The organism is Labrys sedimenti (assembly GCF_034424805.1).
In the GTDB taxonomy this organism is placed as follows: domain Bacteria; phylum Pseudomonadota; class Alphaproteobacteria; order Rhizobiales; family Labraceae; genus Labrys; species Labrys sedimenti.
In genome coordinates this window covers 214,483-235,319 of sequence record NZ_JAXOUF010000003.1, presented here as the reverse complement: position 1 = coordinate 235,319, position 20,837 = coordinate 214,483, and the positions used below count along the sequence as shown (strand labels likewise).

At 63.3% G+C, this 20,837-nt stretch carries 20 protein-coding genes; 3 read left to right on the top strand and 17 right to left on the bottom strand.

Annotated features, from left to right (window positions below):
* Window positions 1-678: 678 nt before the first annotated feature.
* The 15 genes from U1R88_RS12715 to U1R88_RS12645 form a co-directional block, all read right to left on the bottom strand.
* The gene (locus U1R88_RS12715) at window positions 679-1,605 is read right to left on the bottom strand and encodes a lytic transglycosylase domain-containing protein (protein WP_322431548.1); all 927 of its coding nucleotides are present in this window, start codon (window positions 1,603-1,605) and stop codon (window positions 679-681) included.
* Window positions 1,606-1,609: 4 nt separating this feature from the next.
* Window positions 1,610-1,945, bottom strand: a complete 336-nt coding sequence (locus U1R88_RS12710) for a DUF736 domain-containing protein (protein ID WP_322431547.1) — start codon at window positions 1,943-1,945, stop codon at window positions 1,610-1,612.
* Window positions 1,946-2,013: 68 nt separating this feature from the next.
* Window positions 2,014-2,559, bottom strand: coding sequence for a S26 family signal peptidase (locus U1R88_RS12705; RefSeq protein ID WP_322431545.1), 546 nt, complete (start codon window positions 2,557-2,559; stop codon window positions 2,014-2,016).
* Window positions 2,556-3,077, bottom strand: a complete 522-nt coding sequence (locus U1R88_RS12700) for a DUF2840 domain-containing protein (RefSeq protein ID WP_322431544.1) — start codon at window positions 3,075-3,077, stop codon at window positions 2,556-2,558. The genes U1R88_RS12705 and U1R88_RS12700 overlap by 4 nt, the downstream gene beginning before the upstream one ends.
* Entirely contained in the window at window positions 3,074-3,328 is a 255-nt protein-coding gene (locus U1R88_RS12695; RefSeq protein ID WP_322431542.1) for a ribbon-helix-helix protein, read from the bottom strand. The genes U1R88_RS12700 and U1R88_RS12695 overlap by 4 nt, the downstream gene beginning before the upstream one ends.
* The gene (gene parA, locus U1R88_RS12690; protein ID WP_322431541.1) at window positions 3,325-3,963 is read right to left on the bottom strand and encodes a ParA family partition ATPase; all 639 of its coding nucleotides are present in this window, start codon (window positions 3,961-3,963) and stop codon (window positions 3,325-3,327) included. The genes U1R88_RS12695 and parA overlap by 4 nt, the downstream gene beginning before the upstream one ends.
* Window positions 3,960-5,054, bottom strand: coding sequence for a replication initiator protein A (locus tag U1R88_RS12685; protein WP_322431540.1), 1,095 nt, complete (start codon window positions 5,052-5,054; stop codon window positions 3,960-3,962). Before U1R88_RS12685 ends, parA begins: the two co-directional genes overlap by 4 nt.
* Window positions 5,055-5,324, bottom strand: coding sequence for a helix-turn-helix transcriptional regulator (locus U1R88_RS12680; protein ID WP_018390177.1), 270 nt, complete (start codon window positions 5,322-5,324; stop codon window positions 5,055-5,057). It lies immediately after the preceding gene.
* Window positions 5,325-5,514: 190 nt separating this feature from the next.
* Window positions 5,515-5,997 (bottom strand): DUF2285 domain-containing protein, encoded by a 483-nt coding sequence (locus U1R88_RS12675; RefSeq protein ID WP_425545417.1) that lies wholly within the window; start codon window positions 5,995-5,997, stop codon window positions 5,515-5,517.
* A gap of 55 nt (window positions 5,998-6,052) precedes the next feature.
* The gene (locus tag U1R88_RS12670) at window positions 6,053-6,307 is read right to left on the bottom strand and encodes a transcriptional regulator domain-containing protein (protein WP_322431539.1); all 255 of its coding nucleotides are present in this window, start codon (window positions 6,305-6,307) and stop codon (window positions 6,053-6,055) included.
* 308 nt (window positions 6,308-6,615) lie between these two features.
* Window positions 6,616-7,458 (bottom strand): DUF932 domain-containing protein, encoded by an 843-nt coding sequence (locus tag U1R88_RS12665; protein WP_322431538.1) that lies wholly within the window; start codon window positions 7,456-7,458, stop codon window positions 6,616-6,618.
* A gap of 391 nt (window positions 7,459-7,849) precedes the next feature.
* Window positions 7,850-8,170 (bottom strand): DUF736 domain-containing protein, encoded by a 321-nt coding sequence (locus U1R88_RS12660; RefSeq protein ID WP_322431537.1) that lies wholly within the window; start codon window positions 8,168-8,170, stop codon window positions 7,850-7,852.
* Window positions 8,171-8,963: 793 nt separating this feature from the next.
* Complete coding sequence (locus U1R88_RS12655) at window positions 8,964-9,461, bottom strand: hypothetical protein (RefSeq protein ID WP_322431536.1); 498 nt, start codon at window positions 9,459-9,461, stop codon at window positions 8,964-8,966.
* A gap of 60 nt (window positions 9,462-9,521) precedes the next feature.
* Window positions 9,522-9,944, bottom strand: a complete 423-nt coding sequence (locus U1R88_RS12650; protein WP_322431535.1) for a hypothetical protein — start codon at window positions 9,942-9,944, stop codon at window positions 9,522-9,524.
* A gap of 145 nt (window positions 9,945-10,089) precedes the next feature.
* Window positions 10,090-12,126 (bottom strand): ParB/RepB/Spo0J family partition protein, encoded by a 2,037-nt coding sequence (locus U1R88_RS12645; RefSeq protein ID WP_322431534.1) that lies wholly within the window; start codon window positions 12,124-12,126, stop codon window positions 10,090-10,092.
* A gap of 699 nt (window positions 12,127-12,825) precedes the next feature.
* On the opposite strand from U1R88_RS12645, the gene U1R88_RS12640 reads away from it, so the two are divergent.
* Both U1R88_RS12640 and U1R88_RS12635 read left to right on the top strand, forming a co-directional pair.
* Entirely contained in the window at window positions 12,826-14,580 is a 1,755-nt protein-coding gene (locus U1R88_RS12640; protein ID WP_322431533.1) for an ATP-dependent nuclease, read from the top strand.
* The gene (locus U1R88_RS12635) at window positions 14,573-16,018 is read left to right on the top strand and encodes a UvrD-helicase domain-containing protein (protein WP_322431532.1); all 1,446 of its coding nucleotides are present in this window, start codon (window positions 14,573-14,575) and stop codon (window positions 16,016-16,018) included. Before U1R88_RS12640 ends, U1R88_RS12635 begins: the two co-directional genes overlap by 8 nt.
* A 151-nt stretch (window positions 16,019-16,169) precedes the next feature.
* On the opposite strand, the gene U1R88_RS12630 is transcribed toward U1R88_RS12635, so the two are convergent.
* Window positions 16,170-18,713: a S8 family peptidase gene (locus tag U1R88_RS12630; RefSeq protein WP_322431531.1), complete on the bottom strand. Its 2,544-nt coding sequence runs from the start codon at window positions 18,711-18,713 to the stop codon at window positions 16,170-16,172.
* Between the two features lie 52 nt (window positions 18,714-18,765).
* A complete protein-coding gene (locus U1R88_RS12625; RefSeq protein WP_322431530.1) occupies window positions 18,766-19,776 on the bottom strand; it encodes an AAA family ATPase in 1,011 nt (336 codons plus the stop codon).
* Between the two features lie 580 nt (window positions 19,777-20,356).
* Between U1R88_RS12625 and U1R88_RS12620 the strand changes: the two genes are divergently transcribed.
* The gene (locus U1R88_RS12620) at window positions 20,357-20,665 is read left to right on the top strand and encodes a putative quinol monooxygenase (RefSeq protein ID WP_322431529.1); all 309 of its coding nucleotides are present in this window, start codon (window positions 20,357-20,359) and stop codon (window positions 20,663-20,665) included.
* The last annotated feature ends 172 nt before the right edge of the window (window positions 20,666-20,837 follow it).

Below are 20,837 nucleotides of genomic sequence, written 5' to 3'. Positions count from 1 at the left end.
CGCGAGGTGCCGTCGCGCTGGATGTAGCGCAGATGCGCAGCGGCCTTACCGCTCTTACCTGCCGCACGAACCGAGCGTGATTTGACGATGACGCGGCGGCTGCCAGGCTGGCGATGGCTCCAGCCGTTCGACAGGTTGCGTGAGCGGACGAAGGCCGCACCGCGTCCGCGCTTCACACCCCGGCCGGATGCGACCGCACCATTACGGCCCGGCTTGCTGGATGCTCCGACGCTACCGGTTCGCGAGGTTCGACCGGAGGCCACGCCATGCTGGCGGGCGATCTTTCTGACCTTGGTGAGGAAGCTCTTGGCCTGGCCCGCCTTCGGCGCATCGGAGCGGATGCGGCCGGGCTTCGGGCGAAAGCGGTTATCGTCGTCGGCGCTCATCGACGGCAACCCGCCCGAAAGCGCCGGTTTCGGGCGATAGTGCCGCCAAGAACGCGGCGGATGCTAGGTTTGCGGCAACCGGCGGCACCATGCCGCCCTAACGGCAGTGCCGTCCCCAACAGTGTGCAGACAAGGGCTTGGCCCCCGGATCGGACCCATGGGGTGCCGTCCGCTTTAATCTTGCCCTCCCGCCTCTCTGCCCTTTCTGCCCGTCCTGATCCGGATTCCGTCTGACCTTGCTCCTCTCCGCTGCAGACTGGAAAGGACCGCCAGCCCCACCCGTGCACCATGCTCATCGCGGCCCTTCCGTTCCTGCGCGCGCAACGAACAAGCCGCCCGACTGCGGCACGATCGCGGAGACATCGCGCACGGGCGTTGCAGCCGGAGCGTCACCGGATCGCTCATCGGGCTGCACTGGATTGGCAGAGGACGTGCGATCGCCTTGCGCGACGAACAGCGGCGCGCGGGTCCATGACTGCGGATCGGCCGCCGCGACGACGACGGATCTGGTAATCTCGCCACCACCGATCAGCGGTGCGAGCATGGCAACATAGGCGCGGGTTTCTGCGGGCAACGGCCGGCCCGCGAGATGCTCTTCGTAGCGACCGGGACCGGCATTATAGGCGGCCAGAAATCCCGGCAATCCGTAGCGATCATACAGCTCGCGCAGATACGCCGCGCCCGCCAGGATGTTGTCGCGTGGATCGTAAGGATCGCGGCCGAGGTGATGACGAGCGCGCAAATCGGCCCAGGTCGCGGGCATGATCTGCATCAGGCCCATCGCGCCCTTGGGTGAGATCGCCCGCACGTCGTTCGCGCTTTCGACGCGCATAACGGCTCTGATCCAGGCCGCTGGAATGCCGAACCGCTGCGCCGCTTCGGCGATGGGGGCGGCATAGGGATGGACCGCCGCCGGACGCTGCACCGGCTCGGGCTGCGCCTGACAGGTGAGCGGCATCGCGAAGGCCAGCACGGCGGAGAGCAGTAGGACCGCTGATCGGGCGGGCGTTCTGTTTCCGCATCGACGCCAGCCTGCCAGCGTGTTCGCTGCGGTCAAGGGTGCGCGCGAAACGCCGATCTTCGATCGCCCTGGACCTTCGCTGCGCGCGCCGGCTGACGGATCGTCGAGCGGGACGAAGGGATGAGACGGCCTGTTCGCGAACAAAGGGATGCGGCTTGTTCGCACGATCCCGCACACGATCCCGATGATTGATCGCATGGCGTCAGTCCCGCTCGCCGCGCTTGACCGGCCGCGTCCAGTGCAGCGACCAGGCGGCCCCGCCGTCATCGTCGCGGAACAGATTGGCGCGGATCGGCTGGGGCAAAGCGGGGTCGTCGATCAGCAGCGAGATGTATTCGCCCGCGCGCTCGCCGGTGCGCTTCCAGCCTGCACCGATCTCCGGCCCGTCGTCGGCGCCGTGGTGGATACGATAGTCCGGCGCATTCTCGGCATCGGACGGCTCGGCCGGAACGATGGAGAGTTCGCGGAAGAGCGTGAGCGTGTGGATGCGTCCGACGAACCCTGTCGTCTCGCGCGTGAACTGGCCGATCTGCGGCATGGGTAGCTCCTCGATGCTGGTGGTTGGGTGAAAGCCGGCGAGCGCCATGGCCGCCGGAGTCTTGGCGGTCAGCGCGTCGCCGCGCGCCAGACGAAGCGGCCATCGCCGTCCTCGTCGGTGTAGATCGGTGTGGCGCGGCCAATGACGGACTTGGCTGGGATCGGACCGAAGTAGCGGCCGTCCAGGCTGTCGCGAACGGCCGGGTTCATCAGGAAGATTTCGCCGTCGGCGATGCGGCGGCAGCCCTGCCAGACCGGTAGTTCGCGGCCTATGGTGTCACGGTCGAGCGCCGTACCAAGCTCGATGCCATCGACCGTAATGGTGCGATGGACCCGGCAAACCTTTTGCCCCGGCAGCGCCATGACGCGCTTCAGCAGCGGCACGCCGCGGCCGATATAGCCGCGCTCCACCATGAAGTCGGCGAGCGGTTTGGACGGATTGACCGCGACCAGATCGGTCAAAGTGAGATCGCCAGGCGGATCGATGTCATAGAGGCCGATCGGTGCGCTGGCGCTGGCATTCCAGACGAGTTTCAGCGGCGTCGGAACGAAGGACGCGATGGCGACGCCCATGATCGAAAAATACGTGACCATCACATAGCCAAAGCGGGTCATGGCTCGGCCCTCCGGCGCAGAAGGAACGCTCGGTGCTGGTCGACGGTGTAGGCGCGCGGCTCGTGACCGGCAGTCAGTCGGTTGTGGACGTGCCGCCAGTGATGGGGCGAGACATCCTCCGAATCGATGCCGATCGCCTGGATCGCGTCGATATGGCGGAGCACCTGTTCGACCTTCGGCCAGCCGTCGATCTTGAGCAGAATGTCGCCGCCGGGACGCACGAAGGGCAGCGTCTGATAGGGCTCGCCCGGCGCAACCGCGCGCACGATGTCGATGCGCGAGATGATCGTGCCGAAGTCGTTCGAGGCCCAGCGCACGAAGGCAAAGACGGCGCCCGGCCGAAACGAGAAGATGCGGCGACGGCGGTCGAGGATCTGTTCGTGAGCCTCGCGGCCGAACCTGATCCAGTGCTCGATCTTCTTCTCGACAAAGGTCAGTTCGACATGCGTCAGGCTGTCGGAGGGAAGTGCTGACGGCACGGGGCCGCCGCGCACGCGGGGAGCCGCGTTGCCGGTCATTGTGTGTCTCCTGCGGTGATGGGAAATTCGCGCGCGAGAAGTTCGCGCAGCATGTCGGCGACGGTGACGCCGCGCTGGAACGCCGCGATCTTGATACGGCCGCGCAGCTCCAGCGTGATGTCGATCGTCAATCGGGCGGTGAACTCAGCGCTATCGCCCCTGCGGGCCGATGGCGGCTCAGTGGCTTTGACCCAGCTTTCGGGATCGGCGGGACGCGCCGCGAAACCGCGTTTCGGGGATCGCTCGCTCATGGCGCCAACCTCCCGATCTCGGTGGCGAGCGCCGCGATTTCGCGCGCGGCCGGACTGTCCGCGTCGATCTCCGATGCGAGCCGCCCGGACTGCGCGGCATCGGCGAAGACGACGCGCTGGCCGATGGTGGTGGCGAGCAAGGACGGATCGTGGTCGGCCAGCGTTTCGGCCGTCTCACGGGCGATGACGGTGCGCGCGCCGCAACGGTTTAGCACGAAGCGTGCGGCAAGCTCCGGCCGGTAGATGCGCGCCTCCCTGAGGAGCGCCAGCATCTCGGCCGAGGCCCAGCCGTCGAAGGGCGACGGCTGCACCGGGATCAGCACCAGGTCGGCGGCGAGCAAGGCCGAGCGCATAAGACCGGCGACACGCGGCGGCCCGTCGATGACGATATGATCGACATCGCGCGCCAGCTCGGGAGCTTCCCGGTGCAAGGTATCGCGCGCCAGGCCGACGACGCCGAAGAGCAGCGGGCGGCCCTCCCGTGCCCGCTGCTGCGACCAGTCCAGCGCCGAGCCTTGCGGGTCCGCGTCGATCAGCGTCACGCGCTTGCCGATCCTGGCCCATTCACCGGCGAGATGCAGGGCGAGCGTCGTCTTGCCGACGCCGCCTTTTTGATTGAGCAGGGCGACGATCATGGCACCCGCCTCGATCGTCTGACGACACCGGCACCATGGGTCGCGTCCGCGCGCGTCAAAGAAAAAGAGTTAGATTCTTGGTTAGACTCTAAGTTAGCAGCCGGATTCCGTGTTTCGGGCCAAAGGTTTAACTGCGGTCCGTGCGCCCGAAATCCCGATAGTCCTGCGCCCGAAGTCCCGATACCGTTTGCGCCCGAAGTCACGAGCGTTTCCACAGCCTCGTCCACAGGCACTGTGGACAACATGGTCGGCCGGATATGCAGCAGTTCCCGCCTTCCTTGGCGTGAGATCTTGAGCTGATAGCCGGGCAGCGGTTGGCGGACCGCGATGCGGCGCAAGTCGAGCGCGAAGTCGGACGGCCGCGCCAGGCTGCCGGATTTTTCGTGGAGATGGGCGATCTCGAACAACCAGCCATGGGGCTGGCGACCGGCGTGCTTGCGGGCGACGCGGTAAAGCCAGCGTTCGATCCCGCCGGTCAGCCGGAAATAGTCCGGGTCGATGGTCAAGACCAGCGAGCGGTCGATGACGCCGCGATAGAACCAGTCGGGCAGCACGAACTCCATGCCCTCGACGCGGCCGTCATGGGTGGTCAGCTCTTCCCATTCGTTGATCCAGGAGAACTGATGCCGCCGCCAATGCTCGCCGTGGCGGATGGTCGTGGCGATGACGGTCGATTGCAGGCGGGCGAACGCGCCCTTGAGCAGCCGGTATTCCCGCGCGCCGGTGCCCCGGCCGATCGCCATCAGGAGTTGGTACGGCGTGAAGCGCAGGAAGCGCGATGTCTTGAGGCCATGGTTCTCGGCCTCGACGATTTGGCTAGCCGCCCAGATCAGCACGTCGGCGTCCCAGATCGTCGCCATGCCATGTTCAGGCATTGCGAAGACCTCGACGCGGACGCCGCCGGATTCATAGAGGATCGGCGTCACCCGCTTGGCCTTGGCGAGCGAGAAGAACGGCCGCTCCATGAGGTCGCGCTGGTCGCGGGGCGACGCATCGCCCGTCGCGACGACGAAAGGATCGAGCCGCGCCCGTTCGCTGCCGACAAGGCGTTGCGAGCGCCGTCCGGCATCGGGGGATGAACCGGCGCGCATTCAGCGTGCGCCCCGCTCGGCGGGCGTCAGGGGACGCGCCGGGAAAACACGGGTTGCGTCCTTGTCGGTAGTGGATTTGCGGGCGGCGACCGCCGTCCAGGCTTGTAGATCGTCCAGTGCATAGACGACGCGCCCGCCGATCTTGCGATAGGTCGGGCCGGTGCCATACGTGCGGTGCTTCTCCAGCGTCCGCAGCGAGATGCCGAGAAAGCGCGCCGCATCGGGCGTGCGCAGGAATCGGGGCGGCAGCCCCGTCTTCGGGTCGATCATGATCGGGTCTCCGGGTCAGGTTCGGCGGCTGTCGGCGGCGACAGCGGGCTATGGCGAACCGTGGCGGAGGATCGGCGGCTTGCAGCGTGCCGGAATCATGGGGGTATGAATCCGGCACCCGATGCCGGAATTAGAAGGGCAGGATTCGGCAGCCCGGCGGTGTCGGCTCAAGCCGAGGCCACGCCGCCGTTTAGCGGCGGCGTGGCAGACGGACGGGATAGTGGAGCAACTCGCGATAGCCGCCGCGCATGTAGAACAGGCCATCGGCTACGAGGCGGCGCACCTTGTTCTTCAAGGGGCTGACTTCCCAATCGTTCTTCGATTGGCCGCGAAAACCGAGTAGCGCTTCGGCGATGACGCGATAGCTGGCCCCGGCCAGCTTCGCGTCGAGGGCGCGCAGGATCAGGATATGACGCTCGCGGGTCTGGGCCGGAAGGTCGTGCCGCCGGTCGCCAGGCGGTCGTCCGGCCAGCGCCAGCCAGAACCGCAGCGCCGCCTCGGCGCGCAGTTCGAACAGGGCGTCGAGCGGCAGGACGACGACGAACCCCGTCGGGCCGTCTGGCGGTGCGTCCGCGAGCCAGAAACAATGCTCCCCGCCCGATCCGCGCCAAAGACCGTGCCAGGCGCTTTCGATCGCCGATCGTACCGCGAGACCGGGAAGCCCCGGCAGCACGATGGGTATGGCAAAGTCGCCGGGGGGATCGCCTGATGGACGAAGCTCGAAGGCGTCAGGCTGGAGTGCGGGTGTCCAGAAGAGCGCGGCATGATCGGCGGACTGGTCCGGGTCCGCAGCGAAATCGTAACCCCCAGCGGTTGGAGAACGCGGTCTGCGCCTCGATGTCGTGACCGGATTTCCGTTTCATGCGATGAAAGTCGCGACGATACTCGTCGTCGCGGCGGAGATATTCCCAAGCGAAGCCGGCGGCAGGAATGCTCTGAGCATGTCCATAGGCAGCCGGCGCGCGCCAATCAGAACTCGGCATGGCGTCACCTCTTTCTTTCCAGGCGGCGTCAGCGCCGGAAAGATGAAATGTTCACAACTTGAGGTGTATTTTGAACTTGCTGTTATCGGATATGTAGATCGCACAATCCGATCAATAATGGTGAATCATTACTTAACATCGCAAATGTGATTTAGCGAGCCGGGCGCAGCCCGGCGAGCGGCGGTCGTGTCAACGACATGGCCGCATCCGCCGATCCGGCTCCACGGATCGGCGGAAAATCTGAGGATATGCGGAACCGGAAAGACGCAAAGCCGTGCAACCGGAAATCCGGCTGCACGGCTCCACGATCATCCGCGCTTCAGGCGCTGCATCCCTTCCGCCAGCGTCCACAGCGCGCGGTTCAATCCGACATTCTGGTCGATGCCGTTGATCGCACGGGTCCGGCTGCGACGAATGCGGCCATCGGCATTGGTGCGGCGCCCGTCCAGCCCGCCGCGTATCATGTTCTCCTGAATGACGTTGAACGTGCTCCACAAGCTTTGCCCGACATCCTCGCGGCGGCGCGGCGCGATGATCTGATCGGGGCGGACGGGGCTTTCGTCCTCGCCATAGCGCGCAACAAGGCTGGCCTCGGCCAGCACGCGCTGTTCGTCTTGCGACAACCGGGTGTCCTTCATCGTTTCCGTCGCGTCGATCAGGCGCGGGAAGTCCTCGGCGACGGTATATACGCCCTCGATGATCTGATCCTGTATACCGCCCTTGTGGGGGACGCGGACTTCCTCGAACCGCTCGCCCGCAATCATGCTGTTGGTGCAGACGAAGCGCAGCATCCCTGCGAACATCTGATAGGCCGACGTTCCGTCATGGCTGTTGACGATGATGACTTCCGCCGCCTCGGGCTTGCCGATGCCGTCATCCCGGCGCAGGCGCAGCATATGCTTGGCGTGGCCGTGGCGGCTGCCGTCGCGCGGCACCGACTGCACGGCGAAGAACGGAAACCATCCTTCCTTTCGCAGCCCCTCCACGATCTCGATGGTAGGGACGTAAACATACCGTTCCGACCGGCTGTCATGCGCCTCACGGGCGAAGACGGACGGTACTCGGCGATAGAGGGCTTCGTTGTCGAGGGCTTCGCGCCCGCTGATCTGGTGAGAATTCCGGCCGAACCGGGTGGCGAGTTGATGATACATTTTCTGTCTCCGTGGGCTTGGGTTGGAGCGCAGCGCTGCGCTGCAACCCTGGCCGTCGCCGAGACCGGGGTAGCAAGGTGCAAGGGCGGCCGGGCCGGAGGGGGATCACCCGGCCTGCACGGAACGGAGGAACGACGTGGAGGAAGGCCGGGGACACCGGCCCGGAAGAGCGCCAGCGATCCCTTGCGCCGCGCGGGGGTGGAACCCCTAGCCAAACCCGCCCGGCATGAGCGCCAGCGGGCGCCGGGCATCAGGATCTGATCGGGATGTGCAAAGCCGCAAACACTGAAATCCGCATATCCTGATTGCCGTATTTCCTGACAGGCGGTGACGGGCCATGACCATGACGAAGCCCCGCTCGGGTGAGCGGGGCTTCTGGAGATGCCCGGTCTCAGTCGCCGTTGCGGCGCGACCAGATGAGATTGTGGCCTTCGCCGTCCTCACCTTCGACCAGGCTGGCGTAGATCGGGGCGGGGAAGCTCGGATCGTCCAGCTTGACGGAGAGATATTCGCGCTGCGTCTCGCGGGCGGTCTTCTTCCAGGCCGCTCCGAATTCCGTGGCCCCTGCGAAGATACGGAAGTCGGGGCCGCGCTCGCTGTCGCCCTCGGTCGGGACGAATTTCACGGCCTTGACGTTGAGGGTCAGGGTCTTGACCGCGCCGGTGAAGCCCGCGCCGTTTTCGTTCTTGGTGAAGGTGCCGATGGTCGCCATTGTCGTGTTCCTTTTCGCATCCGGCCGCGCCTATCGCGGCCTCGATGGTGGTCGTGCGACCGGGGACGCTTGGCCCCGCACCCGGAGGGCGGGAATGCAATGGAAGGCGGACGGCGGCAGCTTTTTTGTCTCGCGATGTAAAGCCGGATCGGGGCCCCCGCGCGACTTGTCGCGCGGGGTGGTCAAGGCGGCGGAAAAAAGCAGGCGACGGACGTTGCGGGAAGACGAGCGAGGCGCAGCCGGTCTTCGGTCAGACCCAATCCATTCGAGGGCGCCGTGGCGTCGCTGTCAGGGAAACAGATGAACACGACGCTGGTGGCGGTCGGCCTCCGCGCCGGACATGAGAACGGTGGCAAACCTCGGGTCGCGTCAACCTCACGCCTGACCTTCAACGGCAAGGCCCGTGCATCCTCGATAGGAGGACACGGGTTTCCCGATTTTCACCTTCTTCTCAGCGTCGACTTTGGCAGGCCGGAGACGATCACCCGCTGGAGCAGCGTGACCGTTCTCACCAACCGGCGATCCAAACTTGCGCGCGCACTACCCGGCCGAAAATGTCGGTTTCGAAAACGGAGATAGCGGGCTCATGGTCCTGCCGCTGTCACTGTGAACGGATATCTCCAGAAGCCGCGCTCACCCGAGCGGGGCTTCATCAGCGGAAGGGCATCACCGCCGCTCTTCGCGTTAGCGATTGAAGCCGAATGGCGGAAACGCGCCCTTGGCGAGGTTCCGGCGCAGCCGAAAGCGCGGCCCGGAGGGCAACGCCAAACCGAACATATCAGAGGAACGGCAGTTACACCTTTTGGCTGGGGTAGAGTTCCCGGATGATGTCGGTGACCATTTCAAAGGTGGTCAGGAACATGGGAGGGTTCAGTACGGCATCGCTTCCGTGAGCGAACATATTGCGCATCTTGCTCAGATATTCGATTTCCGAAGAAATCAGATTCTGTTCCTTGGCGGATTTCAGCAACTCGTCGAGCATGGCAGGGCGTGGCCTTCCCTTTTTGTCCACGCGGCCAGCGAACTGGTGGCCGATCCGCTCGCGCAGAGCGAGTTCAAGGCAGGGGAATGTCTGGCTCGCCGCCATGGTCAGAAGATCATACGAGAAATAGGCATAGATATAAGTGTGCCGAATGGCATCGTGAGATCGCCGGACCGACTCTGGAAGCGCGACAGGAAGCTCGAATGCGCACATATCCGCGTACAAGTCTTGCAGTGTGCAGCCGATAAATCCGGCACCCCCTGAAAAATATAGATCAGGCAGGTGAAGGTCTGATAATCTCTTCAACACGGAATACATCTTTCATGGGATGCTCGACTCAAGCAATCGTAGCATCAATCAATGGACGTTTCAGTCTCCGCTATGAATCGGCGATGCCGTTGCAACCAACCGCAACAACGCCGACACGCCGACGAAACCGCCGCCGATGAAGCAGAATATCTGCCGCCAGACCTCTGACGGTACGGCCTCGCCTGTGACGCCGAGGACAAGGGCGTAGCCTGCCACAGCCGCAGGCGCGGCGAAAACCAGCGCCACGATCAGGCGCAGGGCCGGCGAGCGCAGCGAGGCGAGGACGAACACCAGCAGGCCATAGGCTGCGGCCCCGGCGACAAGGCCGACGAGGCCCGCGCCGACCAGTCCGGAGCCGGTGGCGAAGGCGAAACGCGCGGCTTCGACGGCAAGCATGAAGGGCAGCGCGTAGACGGCGAGCGTATAGGCCAGGACGCACAGTCCCGCGATCAGGGCCACGCTCATCAACATCACGGCTATCATGACGGTTCTCCATAGCGCCGATGACAGTCGCCGTCATCGGACAGTCGAGATCAGCCGTTCGCGCGGTGGACACCGCGCGAACAGAATTTTGCGGGTGCCGGACAGCAAGATGGCCGGGACCGCTGATGCGCTCCCGGCCCGGTCCTCACTCGGCGGCGATCTGGAATGCGTCACCCACCTGCGGCTCGTCCAGCCACGCGGGTCGCGCCGTCCTCATCACGGCAGGGAGCCAGCCGGTTCCGGCCAGAAGCTGCTCGGCGGCCTCCGCCATGTCCGTCTTCTTCAAGCCCGCGATCCGCTCCGCCGCCGCGTCGCTGACGGCTTCCCGCACGGCGGCGAGGATATGCGCCTTGGTGATGCGGCCGAGATAGGCCCGCACGGTCGGCGTCCAGTGCGCCGTCATGTCGAGCGCCACCGCCGTCGCCAGTCTGTCCGCCGTCGCATGGGCGTGGGGCTTGCGCTCCCAAGGCTGCTTCACCGCGTTGACAGTAAGCGAGGCGCAATGGGCGAACAGCGCCATGACGCTGGCATGGTCCAGATCGGCGATGAAGCCCCACAGGTCCGCCACGTCACGCGGCATGTCCGCCGCCCATCCGGCATGACGATCCGCCAGCGCCTTGCCCGCCGCCGTATCCTCGATGCCGTCCGCGTGACTGGCGAGAGTGCTGCTGGTCGGGCGGATTTCGAGGCAAGCAGCATCCACCCCGCGATAGAAGGTCTGCGCCGCCAGCGCATGGGTGACGGCGATCAGCGCCATGTCCGGGTGCTCGCCCAGCGCAAGGCGAAGGCCCAGCGTCCGGTGCGAGGTCAGATCACGGATGAGAAGGTCCGACAGTGGCTTGCCCGCATCCCCGGCATCCTCGTCCTCCGTTTCCAGGGCGGAACCGGGGTTGCCATCCTCGTCACGGTCGCCATCCTCGATGATCTCGCCATCGCCGTTGACGCGAACGCCGTCGATCACGCCGCCGCCTTCACCGTCCGCACCATCCTCGGTTTCAGGCTTTTCGTCCTCGGCCCGGATGAAGCCGCGCTCGATGCGGGCTTCTCCGTCATGAGAGAGGATGACGAACACGCCTCCGCGCGTGATCTCGTCGCCATCATAGGCATGGCGCAGAGCGTCGATGCGCTCGATCTCGGCTTCAAGCTCCCCGAACCGCTGATCCACATCGTCGGGCAGTTCCTCGGCGCTGTCATATTGCTCAGTCAGCGCATCATATTCCGCCTGCGCGGTGGCATGGGCTGCCTCGTCTTCCTCCGACAACTCTATCGGATGCGGATAGGTGCGGCGCAGGCCGTTGCCGTGCGGATAGTCGATATGGACAACCGCCCACTTCCAGCCTTCCTCGGCCTTCACGCTCTCCGCGATCCCGTCCAGCTTCTCGATGACAAGCCGGTCCAGCAACGCGGCATCTTCATAGAAGCCGCCGCGATCCTCGGTGAACAGGTCGCGCAGGATCACGCCACCCGCTTCTGTATAGGCCTCCGCGCCGACGAAGATGGCACGGCGATCCGTCGCCGCGATGTGCATCCGGGTCAGGTCGCGGCGAATGGTCGAGGGCTCCTTGTTCCATGACAGGTTCTCATAGACCTGCTCCTGCCGGGCCGGATCGTCCACGATGGCGAAGGCCATCAACTGCTCCAGGGTCAAATCCCCGTCGCGATAGACCTGCATCAGCTTGGGGCTGACAGCGCCCAGACGCATCCGCTGGCGCACGACATGGGCCGTCACGCCGAACCGGGCCGCGATTTCCTCTGCGCCCCAACCGCGTGTTTCGGAAAGCTCGCGAAAGCGCTCGAACTGATCAGCGGGCGAAAGGTCTTCGCGGGTGACGTTCTCGTCCAGACTGATTTCGCTGGCGTCGTTCACGGTGTCGATGACGCAGCGGATCGGCTCGGTCTTCTTGATCTGCTTGCGCTTCACGCGCAGCAACTGCGCCAGCCTACGGCCTTCACCGATGCTGACGAGATAGAAGCCGGTCGCGGCTCCCTCGGCGTCAAGCTCCGGCTCCACCACGAGGTTCTGCAGGATGCCCTTGGCGTGGATGCTCGCCGCCTTCGCTTCGATGGACGCCTCGCTGTGCGGCGTCTTGCGGGCGTTGTTCGGATGCTTCTTGAGCTTGTTGAGCGGGATGAAAACCTCCGCGGCGGGCGTGGCGGTGGTTTCGATTGCAATGGTCGTCATGGTCTTTGCTCCTAATGGGCTTGGGTTGAAGCGCAGCGCTGCGCTGCAACCCTGCCCGTCGGCGAGACCGGGGGGTGCAAGGGCCAGGGCGGCCGGGGTGGAGGGGGATCACCCGGCCTGCACAAGCGGATTTCCAGAGTTACGGATGTGCTGAAAATCGTATCCGCGCGGAAGGTCGGGGAGACCACCCCGGCCGGCGCGGCTTGCCGCGCTTCACCCTTGCCCGCGCCAGGGGGCAGCGCCCCCAAGCAACCCGCCCGGCGTGAGCGTCAGCGGGAGCCGGGCACAAGGAACAGATCAGGATGTGCAAAGCCGATAAACCGGAGAACCGTGCATCCCGATCACCGCTGGTCTCCGCAGCTATTGAGACCCCGACGCTACGTCGCCAACCAAGACTCGCGATCATTAACGCTCGTGGTGCTCATGCCGGTTGAGGTGTGCTTGCAGAGAATCACTTCTGACTCTAGCGTTGCGGGAAAATGCTGTAGCCGTCGGTTGTTCAGCGAAGGGATAGGAAACGCAGGCCGCAGGTACAGAATCCACTGAAATGCTTCGGTGGGCGATTGCCACCCGTGCAGTGAGGAAACTAAGCGTCGGCCGGCAAGACCCCTCTTTTCGAGATCACAGCGCCAAGGCCGTTGGCGCTGGGCGACACCTCTCGCTCAGGCGAAGAAGACGCATAGCGTCGGAAAGGTTGTCGTGCGGATCGTTCATGTCGAAATACGAAATTTCCGAGGGATAAAGACCCTCGACTGGAGTCCGTCGCCAGGGATGAATTGCTTGATCGGCCCAGGCGATTCCACGAAAACCACTGTGCTCGATGCCATTGAGCTGACATTGAATCCGCGGACGAACTACCTCGGTGACGATGCTGATTTTTACAATCTGGATTTTACGAATTCTATTACGGTGACCGTCACGCTCGTCGGCATTCCCGACGAATTTTGCACGGACAATCGCTATGGTCTTCAACTTCGCGGCTGGGACGAAAGCACGCGGACGCTTTTTGACGAGCCAGCCGATGGCCTCTCCGAAGCCCTGTCCATTCGTGTTGAGATTGACGCAAAGTCGCTTGAAGGTCGATGGTCGATCTTTAACGAGCGCCTGAGCAAAGACGCCGATCCTCCGTCCTTGAGGTTCAAGGATGCGAGGGAACTAGCGACTACCAGGCTTGGCCCCTATGCGGAACGCCATCTAGGCTGGGGCCGACAGTCCATCCTCAACCGCATCGGCGAAGGGGGGCGGATGAGTGAGCAACTCGCGGCCGCGAGCCGCGCTGCCCGAGCTGCCTTTCGTACAAGTAACAAGGATGTTTTCGCGGTGCCAACCGCGCGTGCGGAGATGCTGGGCAAGCATTTCGCTGTGAGAGTTCGCGAGGCGTTCACTGCCGAACTAGACATACAAGGTTCGGCGATCACATCCGGCGGCGTTGCGCTCCATGATGGAGATCTGCCGCTCCGAACGCTCGGGACAGGCTCGTCGCGCCTGATCGTATCGGCGCTTCAGCACAACGCGAGCGGCTCCCATATCGCGATGGTCGATGAGATCGAACACGGCCTTGAACCGCATCGTATCGCGAGGCTGCTCAAATACCTCTTAGCGCCACCCGTCAACGATGACGACCATCAGTCGGCAAAGGCTGCCGGCACCGTCATCACGCCGCAAATCTTTCTGACGACGCATTCGGAGGTCGTGATCCGCGAACTTCGTGCTCAGGACATCCACGCCGTGAGATCCCATAACGGTGAAACGAAGGTACGATCGGTTGCACTAACTGCCGAGACCACAGATGTCGCCCAAGGACATTTGCGCGGATCGCCTGAGTCTTTCCTCGCGCGCCGCATCTTAGTGGGTGAAGGCCGAACCGAGTGCGGTTTGTTACGAGGACTGGACGTTTGCTGGGCTAGCAGCGGCAAGGATTCCTTCGCCTTGCGTGGTGTGGTGGCGATCGACGGTGGGGGCGTGCCGAGGGCCGTGACCCTCGCTCAACATTTGCTAGATCTCGGATACGAGTGCCTTGCTTTGCTGGACACTGATGAGCCGCCCTCGGCCGCATCGGTATCCAAGGCTGAGGCGGCTGGCGGGACAGTTCTCCTGTGGCCTGGCGATTGCTCGACCGACGAACGCATCTTTCTGGATGTGCCATGGGACACGCTGCGGGCATTGGTCGCCTATGCCGCTGAATGCCACAGCGCCGATAGCATCATCGCCACGACGAATGCTGCGTGCAAAACGGCTCAGATCCCCTCGTTAGCTGACCTCACGCTGCCCGCGTCTCTCGAATCCGATGGTTTACGCATCGTTCTCGGAGCGACGGCGAAGAAAAAGGCTTGGTTCAAAGGCATCACCTATGGCGAGCATGTCGCAACGCTGATTTATCCGTGCCTCGATAAGATTTCCGCCACGCCGCTGGCACAGCACCTCGCGATCATTCGTGGGTGGGTTGATGCATGACGAGGCTGATGATGATTTGGCGGAAGTCATCTGCTCATTGCAGGCCGCCAGCGTGGTCGCGGCGGCGGGATGCGGAAAAACTGAACAGATCGTCAAAGCGGCGGCGCGGGGCGGCGGTCGCCGCCTGATTCTGACGCATACACATGCCGGCGTTGATGCATTGCGCAAGCGGCTCAAGGACAACGGTGTATCTACGACACTGTTCGCCATCGACACGATCGCCGGCTGGTGTCTTCGTTACGGGTCGTCATATCCTGCCCGATCGGGATTGACGATTACCGAGCCGAAGGGCGAACAGGACTGGGCCTCCGTGTATGGCTCGGCAATCAAACTGATTGCGAGCGGTGCAGTGAGCCGGGTTCTACGCGCATCCTATTGTGGTCTATTCGTCGATGAATACCAAGATTGCGGCGCCCTCCAGCACAACGTGGTCGCTGCGCTGTCGTCGGTGCTGCCAGTATGTGTATTTGGTGATCCGCTACAGGCGATCTTCGACTTCAACGGGCAGACGCCTGTTGATTGGCAAACAGAGGTTTTTCAACGATTTCCGCTAGTGCGGACGTTGAGCAAGCCGCATCGCTGGCACAAGCACGGCAACGTAGAGATGGCGGACTGGCTCGAAAGGGCCCGGTCCGCTCTTGAAGCTGGCCAGCCGCTTGACTTCCGCCAAACACCAGCATGTGTCACGTGGGAATGGCTTCCCGATCAGGACGGCCCGCGCCAAGGCAAGATCGTTGGAACATGTCTGTCGGCCATGGCGCGTGACGGCAATCTTGTTGTCATTGGCGACCCGATTAATCTCGCCGGCCGAGCGTTGATTGCGAAACGGTTGGCCAAGCAGGGCTTCTCGAATATCGAACCGGTCGAATGCAAGAGCCTGTACGCAGCAGCGAAAAAGCTCAAAGCTAACTCCGGCTCGAAGCGGTTCGACGGTACGCTCGACATGCTTGAACAATGTATGTCAGGGGTTGGTCGCTCGGACTTTGTCAAGGCCGTGGCATCGCGAAAGGGGGGCGGAACCCTGGGAACGGCGAAGTTCGGGCCTCTGATCGACATCGGGCTTGCCCTACAAGAGGGCGCCGGGGACGACATTTGCTTGGCGCTGATCCAAGGCTTCAGCGTACGCTCGACCAGCTATGTGTTTAGGCGGGAAATGCTCTCTGCAATGCAGTCGGCGTTTAGAATGAAGATTGCAGGTGAAAGCCCGGATCTTCTCGATGCCATTTGGCAGGTTCAGAACCGTATCCGCCACGCGGGACGTCATATTGCTTATCGCAGCGTTGGGAGCACGTTGCTGGTAAAAGGGCTGGAGTTCGCAAATGCTGTCGTCGTGCATTCGCCAAATATGAACAGGAAGGATTGGTACGTTGCGCTCACGCGCGCCACGCACACGTTGATGATCCTTGCGCCGCAAAAGAAATTCACGCCACCAGCTTGAGCTGCCGACAGTAGACGCCGGCGGAACCCGCTTCCTTCATCCCAACCGCCTTCAACCCATTTAAGCCCCCGTTTGAGTTCGTCGTGTGTGCTCCCGCAGGCGGTATTAGAGGGTTAATCGTCCGGACTGTGCATGTTTTAGGTCAACAGCTTCAGCCGAGCAGCACTTCGATTTCCCTCGCTTCGACGAGCGTGGTGATTTCCGAATAGAGATCGACGCTATGTCCCGGTGCGGAAATCGAGATCACCATCGCATAGCGTGCCTTGTCGGCAATGCGCTTCTGCCCGATGTGCGACTTCCACCAACCGCCGACGGGATAGACGGCAACGGCATCATGTCCAGCCAAGTCGATAGCTCGCCCGCGCCAGAGATCGCAATGCAAGGAACCGGCTTGCACGGCCTTCGGCCCCAGCAGCCAGCAACTCGTCTCGCCGTCGGCCTCTGTGCCGTCCTTCGCTTGGCTGGCGGAAATGCGGCTGCGGAAGCGGGCGTCTGTCTCGGTGCGCTTCTTCATATCGAAGCGGAGACCGAAGGAGCGATAGGTATCGGGCCTTGTCGCGGCCTTACCGGTCAGGTTCGGCTCGATGAAGTAGGATAGCGTGACCTTCATCGTGACGATTTCGTTTTCGAGTTCCTCCAGCGCGGCCCTTGGCCAAGGCAGATCATAGAAGTGCATCTCGTTGAACACGCCGGTCCTGCCGTCCGCGCCGATGGCAAATGGCTGGATCTCGGCCTGTGCAACCAAAGTGGCATCGTTCTGTGCTGACATGATCGCGCGCTCGATATCGGGCACGCCATACCCGAACTCGCGAAGATGCTGCTGCTTCTGAGCTTTGGAGCCGGTTTTCCAATGCGCGCCGCGTCCGATGAACTTCTTGCGGATTGGTTCCGGCCAGCGCGCGGAATCCACCGTGAGCGCACGATGCGTTTCGGGCCAGAGATCGGACCGTGCCGCCTGCAACCGGCCGACGAAGTTACCCGCCATGCCTGCCGCCGCACTGGTTGCCCAGAACGGCACCAGCGGCTCCGTCGCCACATCCGACCCCACCGAGAGGAGTGATACCGACGGGTCCCAACCACAAAATCCTGTGGCGTCGGACATCATGTTGCCGGCCTCGAACAGAACTTCGGGCTTGATGGGTGTCAGGTCGTCGGGAAGGGATTGCGATCCGCGGCTGAATGGGCTGCGATGATTGGCCGGGACGGCCGCATTCAGCACGGGCGGCGGCGCTGGTGATTGTTCCTTTCGGGTGAAACCGCCGATGGTCAGGGCGTTCCAGCTCTGCGAAGGGTCTTCCAGCGGCTGGGACGGCAGAACATCTATTGCCATTCCACCCGACACGTTTCCGGTTGCTACGACGAGCAAGCGTTTGGGCCGCCCGGCTGCGGGCACCTTATCGTCCGTGTCGCCAGGCATGGCCCCGGCGGCGATCTGGTCGATCGCGCCGCTCCAGGTCGACGGCCGGCTCGGAGGAAAATCCGTCGCGGAGGTCGCGATACAGAAACTACGCAGCACGTCGGGACGCTCGACTTCGACCAGACTGACCGCGCCTTGCGTCACGACGCCATAGCTGGGCGGCTTGGTGGGTGGAAAGCCGTGCGGCGGCAGCAATTTCATCGATTCTACGCCGTGCGTCAGCACCACTGGGCGCGCGTCATTCATGAGCGGTTCGAGGTCGCCATAGAGGATGAGGCCCGCAAACGGTGTACCGTGGCCGCCATTCGGCTGATCATCGTCGGCCCCCCAGGCCGCATCGTAAGCCCACGCGCCGCGAAGGCCGGGGGCGATCAGGGGATGGGCGGCGGCAATGCCGGTGTCGAGCGTGCAGACGACGGGCGTACCTGCTGCCGGTTCCTCGACCCGTTGCGCCAGTTCGTCGGCCCATTCGTGCTGGCCAAGGCCTGTCGCGCCACGATCAAGGAACGGTTCGATCGTCCCCGTTGCACGGCGAATTTCCGTGATTGCGCCTGGCACCCTTGTCGCGAAGGCCAAGACGTTCGCGGCGGACGCATGAAGGAAGAGGACCGTAGTGTCAGGGAAAAGGAGGCGGTCGCCATGGACATCGACGTTCGCAGCGCGTGCGGCATTGGCGATGCGATCCGCTAACGCGACCGGCTGGCGGACCCATAGCTCCCACCACATGATGTCCGGTGCCGTCAGGTCCACCTCGCCGGTGAACAGCGAGCCGGTGTCTATCGCGCGGACTTCCTCAATCACCTCGAAGCGTTCGACATCGGGGCGACGCTGATTGCCTGGATCGCGACCGTAGTCGGCGATCCGGCCTTGCAGAAAGTTCCGCGCATCGTCGGGCACGAAGAGCAAGGCGCTTTCCGAGCGATCAGCGTTCCGTTCGGAACGAAGCACGACCACGTCTTGCGTAGGAAACTCCAGCGCCGTTGGAATTTTGACGGCCTTGGTTCGGGAATCCTCGGCAGGCGGAACCGTCGTAATCTCGACGATCGTTCCTTGCTTCAGACCCTGGACAGACAGACGGAGATCAGCCCCGGCCTGTGGCGTTTCGCCTAGAGCAGCTCCAAGTTGGTCGAGAAGCCGGGCGGCGTGCGCAGCATAGTTACCGCGAAGCGGCTTACGATCCTGATTGCGCGCCGGATAGGTGTAGGCCGCTGTCTCACGGAAGAGATCGATCGGGATATGCGGACGGTTTCTCGTGTCGTAATTATCAGGCTCCGCCATATGTCCCTACTTATTCATGCGCGTTCCGTTCGATCCGATCGGTGGAGCCTGCCTATCGGCCGGACTGACGACGGAACTTTCCTTTCAGCGTCTGGCGGTTCTCCAAGGCGCCGCGAAGTGCATCGGGCGAAGCCTTGGGTGCACCTTCAAGGATGGCATCCTTGACGACGGCATCCGCCGCCCGCACCAGTTCACCCTGACTGAGACCTTCCAGCACCGTTTCAAGCGCCGCCCACGATTTAGCGGCGAACTTGAACTTACCAAGGCGGCGCTCGACGATGGCCCGAGCAGAGGCCGCATCGGGCAATGTGTACTCGATCACTTCGTCGAATCGTCGGGCCAGAGCCTCGTCCAGAATCTCGACATGATTTGTCGCCGCCAGTACGAGACTGTCGGTGGAGTTCGGTTCCTCCATGAACGCTAGAACGGAGTTCAGGACACGGCGAATCTCGCCCACATCGTTGGGATCGCCCCTGCGAGCACCAATCGCGTCGAACTCATCGAGCAGATAGACGCCGCGTGTCTGGGCGATCTGGTCGAACAGCAGGCGCATCTTGCCGGCCGTCTCACCGAAGAATCGGCTGAACAAGGCCTCCAGGCGGACAGTGAAGAGCGGAAGGTGCAGTTCACCGGCCAATGCCGAGGCCGTCATGGTCTTGCCGGTTCCAGGCGGGCCGACGAGTAGCATGTGAGTCGCCGGCGTCTGACCATGTTCGCGCAGAGTCACGCGCTCCTGCTGCTGCCGCAGGATGCGCGCGAGGCGTTTGTCGATGTCATCCGACAGCACCATGCTCGACAGCGTGACCTTCGGATAGGCGCTCTCGACCAGTCCCTGTAGTTCGCCACGCGGCCGCGCCAACGGGATCGGCGTTTGCCCGCCGGCCGGCTTCCCGACCCGGTGCTGATCGCGGGCTTTCTGAACAAGACGCTTCAATTTGTCGGCCTCGTCGGTGCGCCCCTGACGAGCTTCCTGAGCGGCGACCTGAAGAGCTATAGAGAGGAACTGGTCCTCATCCCCGTCGATGTGCGAATTAAGGAGAGCAAGAAAATGCTTCGTGGACATACTCGCCTCCTTTCTTCGATTCGGCCTCGCTATACTTGAATGTGCGTCAAGCGCCCAACACTCGATATAAGCTTTCAAAGCAGTAGCCCAAGACGGTTAAAAAAGCCACCGATTCCTGTGCTCCCGTCCCTCGAACCCGTTAGCGTGGACAACGCTGGACAGGCGCGCGATCCGAAGCTCCGAGATCCCACCGCGCCATACCCCGCATGGCCGGCATCCCGCCGATAGTACGACATGGCCACGTTGGTACGCCAAAGCCGTTGATCTCCGCCGATCGCCGCACGACACCAAGCGGCTCAGCGAACCGCCGATTCTACGCTACAGCCCGATATGATTGGGCTTGATCGCAGCGTCGCGTCTTGGCCAGCCGCAGATCTGCGAGTGCGCAGGCAATCGAAATCTGAATCGGGAACGGCGACCGGTCCGGCGAGCGAGCCGAGGTGGTCTCCTGACTCATGAAGCGAAAGACCAAACCAGCCTGATCGTCTGATTGTCGCGTTACCTCTCCGGGCTCCATAGCGAACCTTCATTCGTGAAGCCTGACAGGCGAGCACTCCAAACAACGAAAAGGAACGCATCCATGACAAGAGTAGCAGGTGTCGTCGTGTTCAAGGCCAAGGCTGGCCTGGGCGAGGAAGCAGCCAACAGAATCGCCGCCGCACTGCCAGCGGTCGAGGCGGAAGCCGGCACGACGCTCTGGCTCGTCCTGCGCTCGAACGCCGACGCGGACAAAATCTTCCTCGTGGACCTCTTCGACAGCGAAGGAAGCCTGAGCGCCCACATGTCTGGCAGCGCCGCGGGCCAGATCTTCGCGACCGTCCCCGAACTGCTGGCCGCCGAGCCCGAGCTGCATCCGAGCGCGGTGGTCGCGTCGAAGCCGGCAGCCTGAGCGGGACGGGATTCTGAGTTCAAAGGGCCCTTCCACCTGAACCGCTGTTCGCGGTCGGCCAGCGGAATGTGCCGTCGATAACCAGAAGCGGCTGCTCAACGTCACTCGCCCGATCAAGGCGCTCAGACCGCCTGACAAAAATTCCTCCGAAGCAGGGTTACCTCGGAGGACA

Excerpts from the sequence above, each read along its gene's own strand:
- U1R88_RS12715 (WP_322431548.1), bottom strand. The coding sequence starts at position 1,605 with ATGCGATCAATCATCGGGATCGTGTGCGGGATCGTGCGAACAAGCCGC.
- U1R88_RS12710 (WP_322431547.1), bottom strand. The coding sequence starts at position 1,945 with ATGCCGCAGATCGGCCAGTTCACGCGCGAGACGACAGGGTTCGTCGGA.
- U1R88_RS12705 (WP_322431545.1), bottom strand. The coding sequence starts at position 2,559 with ATGACCCGCTTTGGCTATGTGATGGTCACGTATTTTTCGATCATGGGC.
- U1R88_RS12700 (WP_322431544.1), bottom strand. The coding sequence starts at position 3,077 with ATGACCGGCAACGCGGCTCCCCGCGTGCGCGGCGGCCCCGTGCCGTCA.
- U1R88_RS12695 (WP_322431542.1), bottom strand. The coding sequence starts at position 3,328 with ATGAGCGAGCGATCCCCGAAACGCGGTTTCGCGGCGCGTCCCGCCGAT.
- parA (WP_322431541.1), bottom strand. The coding sequence starts at position 3,963 with ATGATCGTCGCCCTGCTCAATCAAAAAGGCGGCGTCGGCAAGACGACG.
- U1R88_RS12685 (WP_322431540.1), bottom strand. The coding sequence starts at position 5,054 with ATGCGCGCCGGTTCATCCCCCGATGCCGGACGGCGCTCGCAACGCCTT.
- U1R88_RS12680 (WP_018390177.1), bottom strand. The coding sequence starts at position 5,324 with ATGATCGACCCGAAGACGGGGCTGCCGCCCCGATTCCTGCGCACGCCC.
- U1R88_RS12670 (WP_322431539.1), bottom strand. The coding sequence starts at position 6,307 with ATGCCGAGTTCTGATTGGCGCGCGCCGGCTGCCTATGGACATGCTCAG.
- U1R88_RS12665 (WP_322431538.1), bottom strand. The coding sequence starts at position 7,458 with ATGTATCATCAACTCGCCACCCGGTTCGGCCGGAATTCTCACCAGATC.
- U1R88_RS12660 (WP_322431537.1), bottom strand. The coding sequence starts at position 8,170 with ATGGCGACCATCGGCACCTTCACCAAGAACGAAAACGGCGCGGGCTTC.
- U1R88_RS12650 (WP_322431535.1), bottom strand. The coding sequence starts at position 9,944 with ATGATAGCCGTGATGTTGATGAGCGTGGCCCTGATCGCGGGACTGTGC.
- U1R88_RS12645 (WP_322431534.1), bottom strand. The coding sequence starts at position 12,126 with ATGACGACCATTGCAATCGAAACCACCGCCACGCCCGCCGCGGAGGTT.
- U1R88_RS12635 (WP_322431532.1), top strand. The coding sequence starts at position 14,573 with ATGCATGACGAGGCTGATGATGATTTGGCGGAAGTCATCTGCTCATTG.
- U1R88_RS12630 (WP_322431531.1), bottom strand. The coding sequence starts at position 18,713 with ATGGCGGAGCCTGATAATTACGACACGAGAAACCGTCCGCATATCCCG.
- U1R88_RS12625 (WP_322431530.1), bottom strand. The coding sequence starts at position 19,776 with ATGTCCACGAAGCATTTTCTTGCTCTCCTTAATTCGCACATCGACGGG.
- U1R88_RS12620 (WP_322431529.1), top strand. The coding sequence starts at position 20,357 with ATGACAAGAGTAGCAGGTGTCGTCGTGTTCAAGGCCAAGGCTGGCCTG.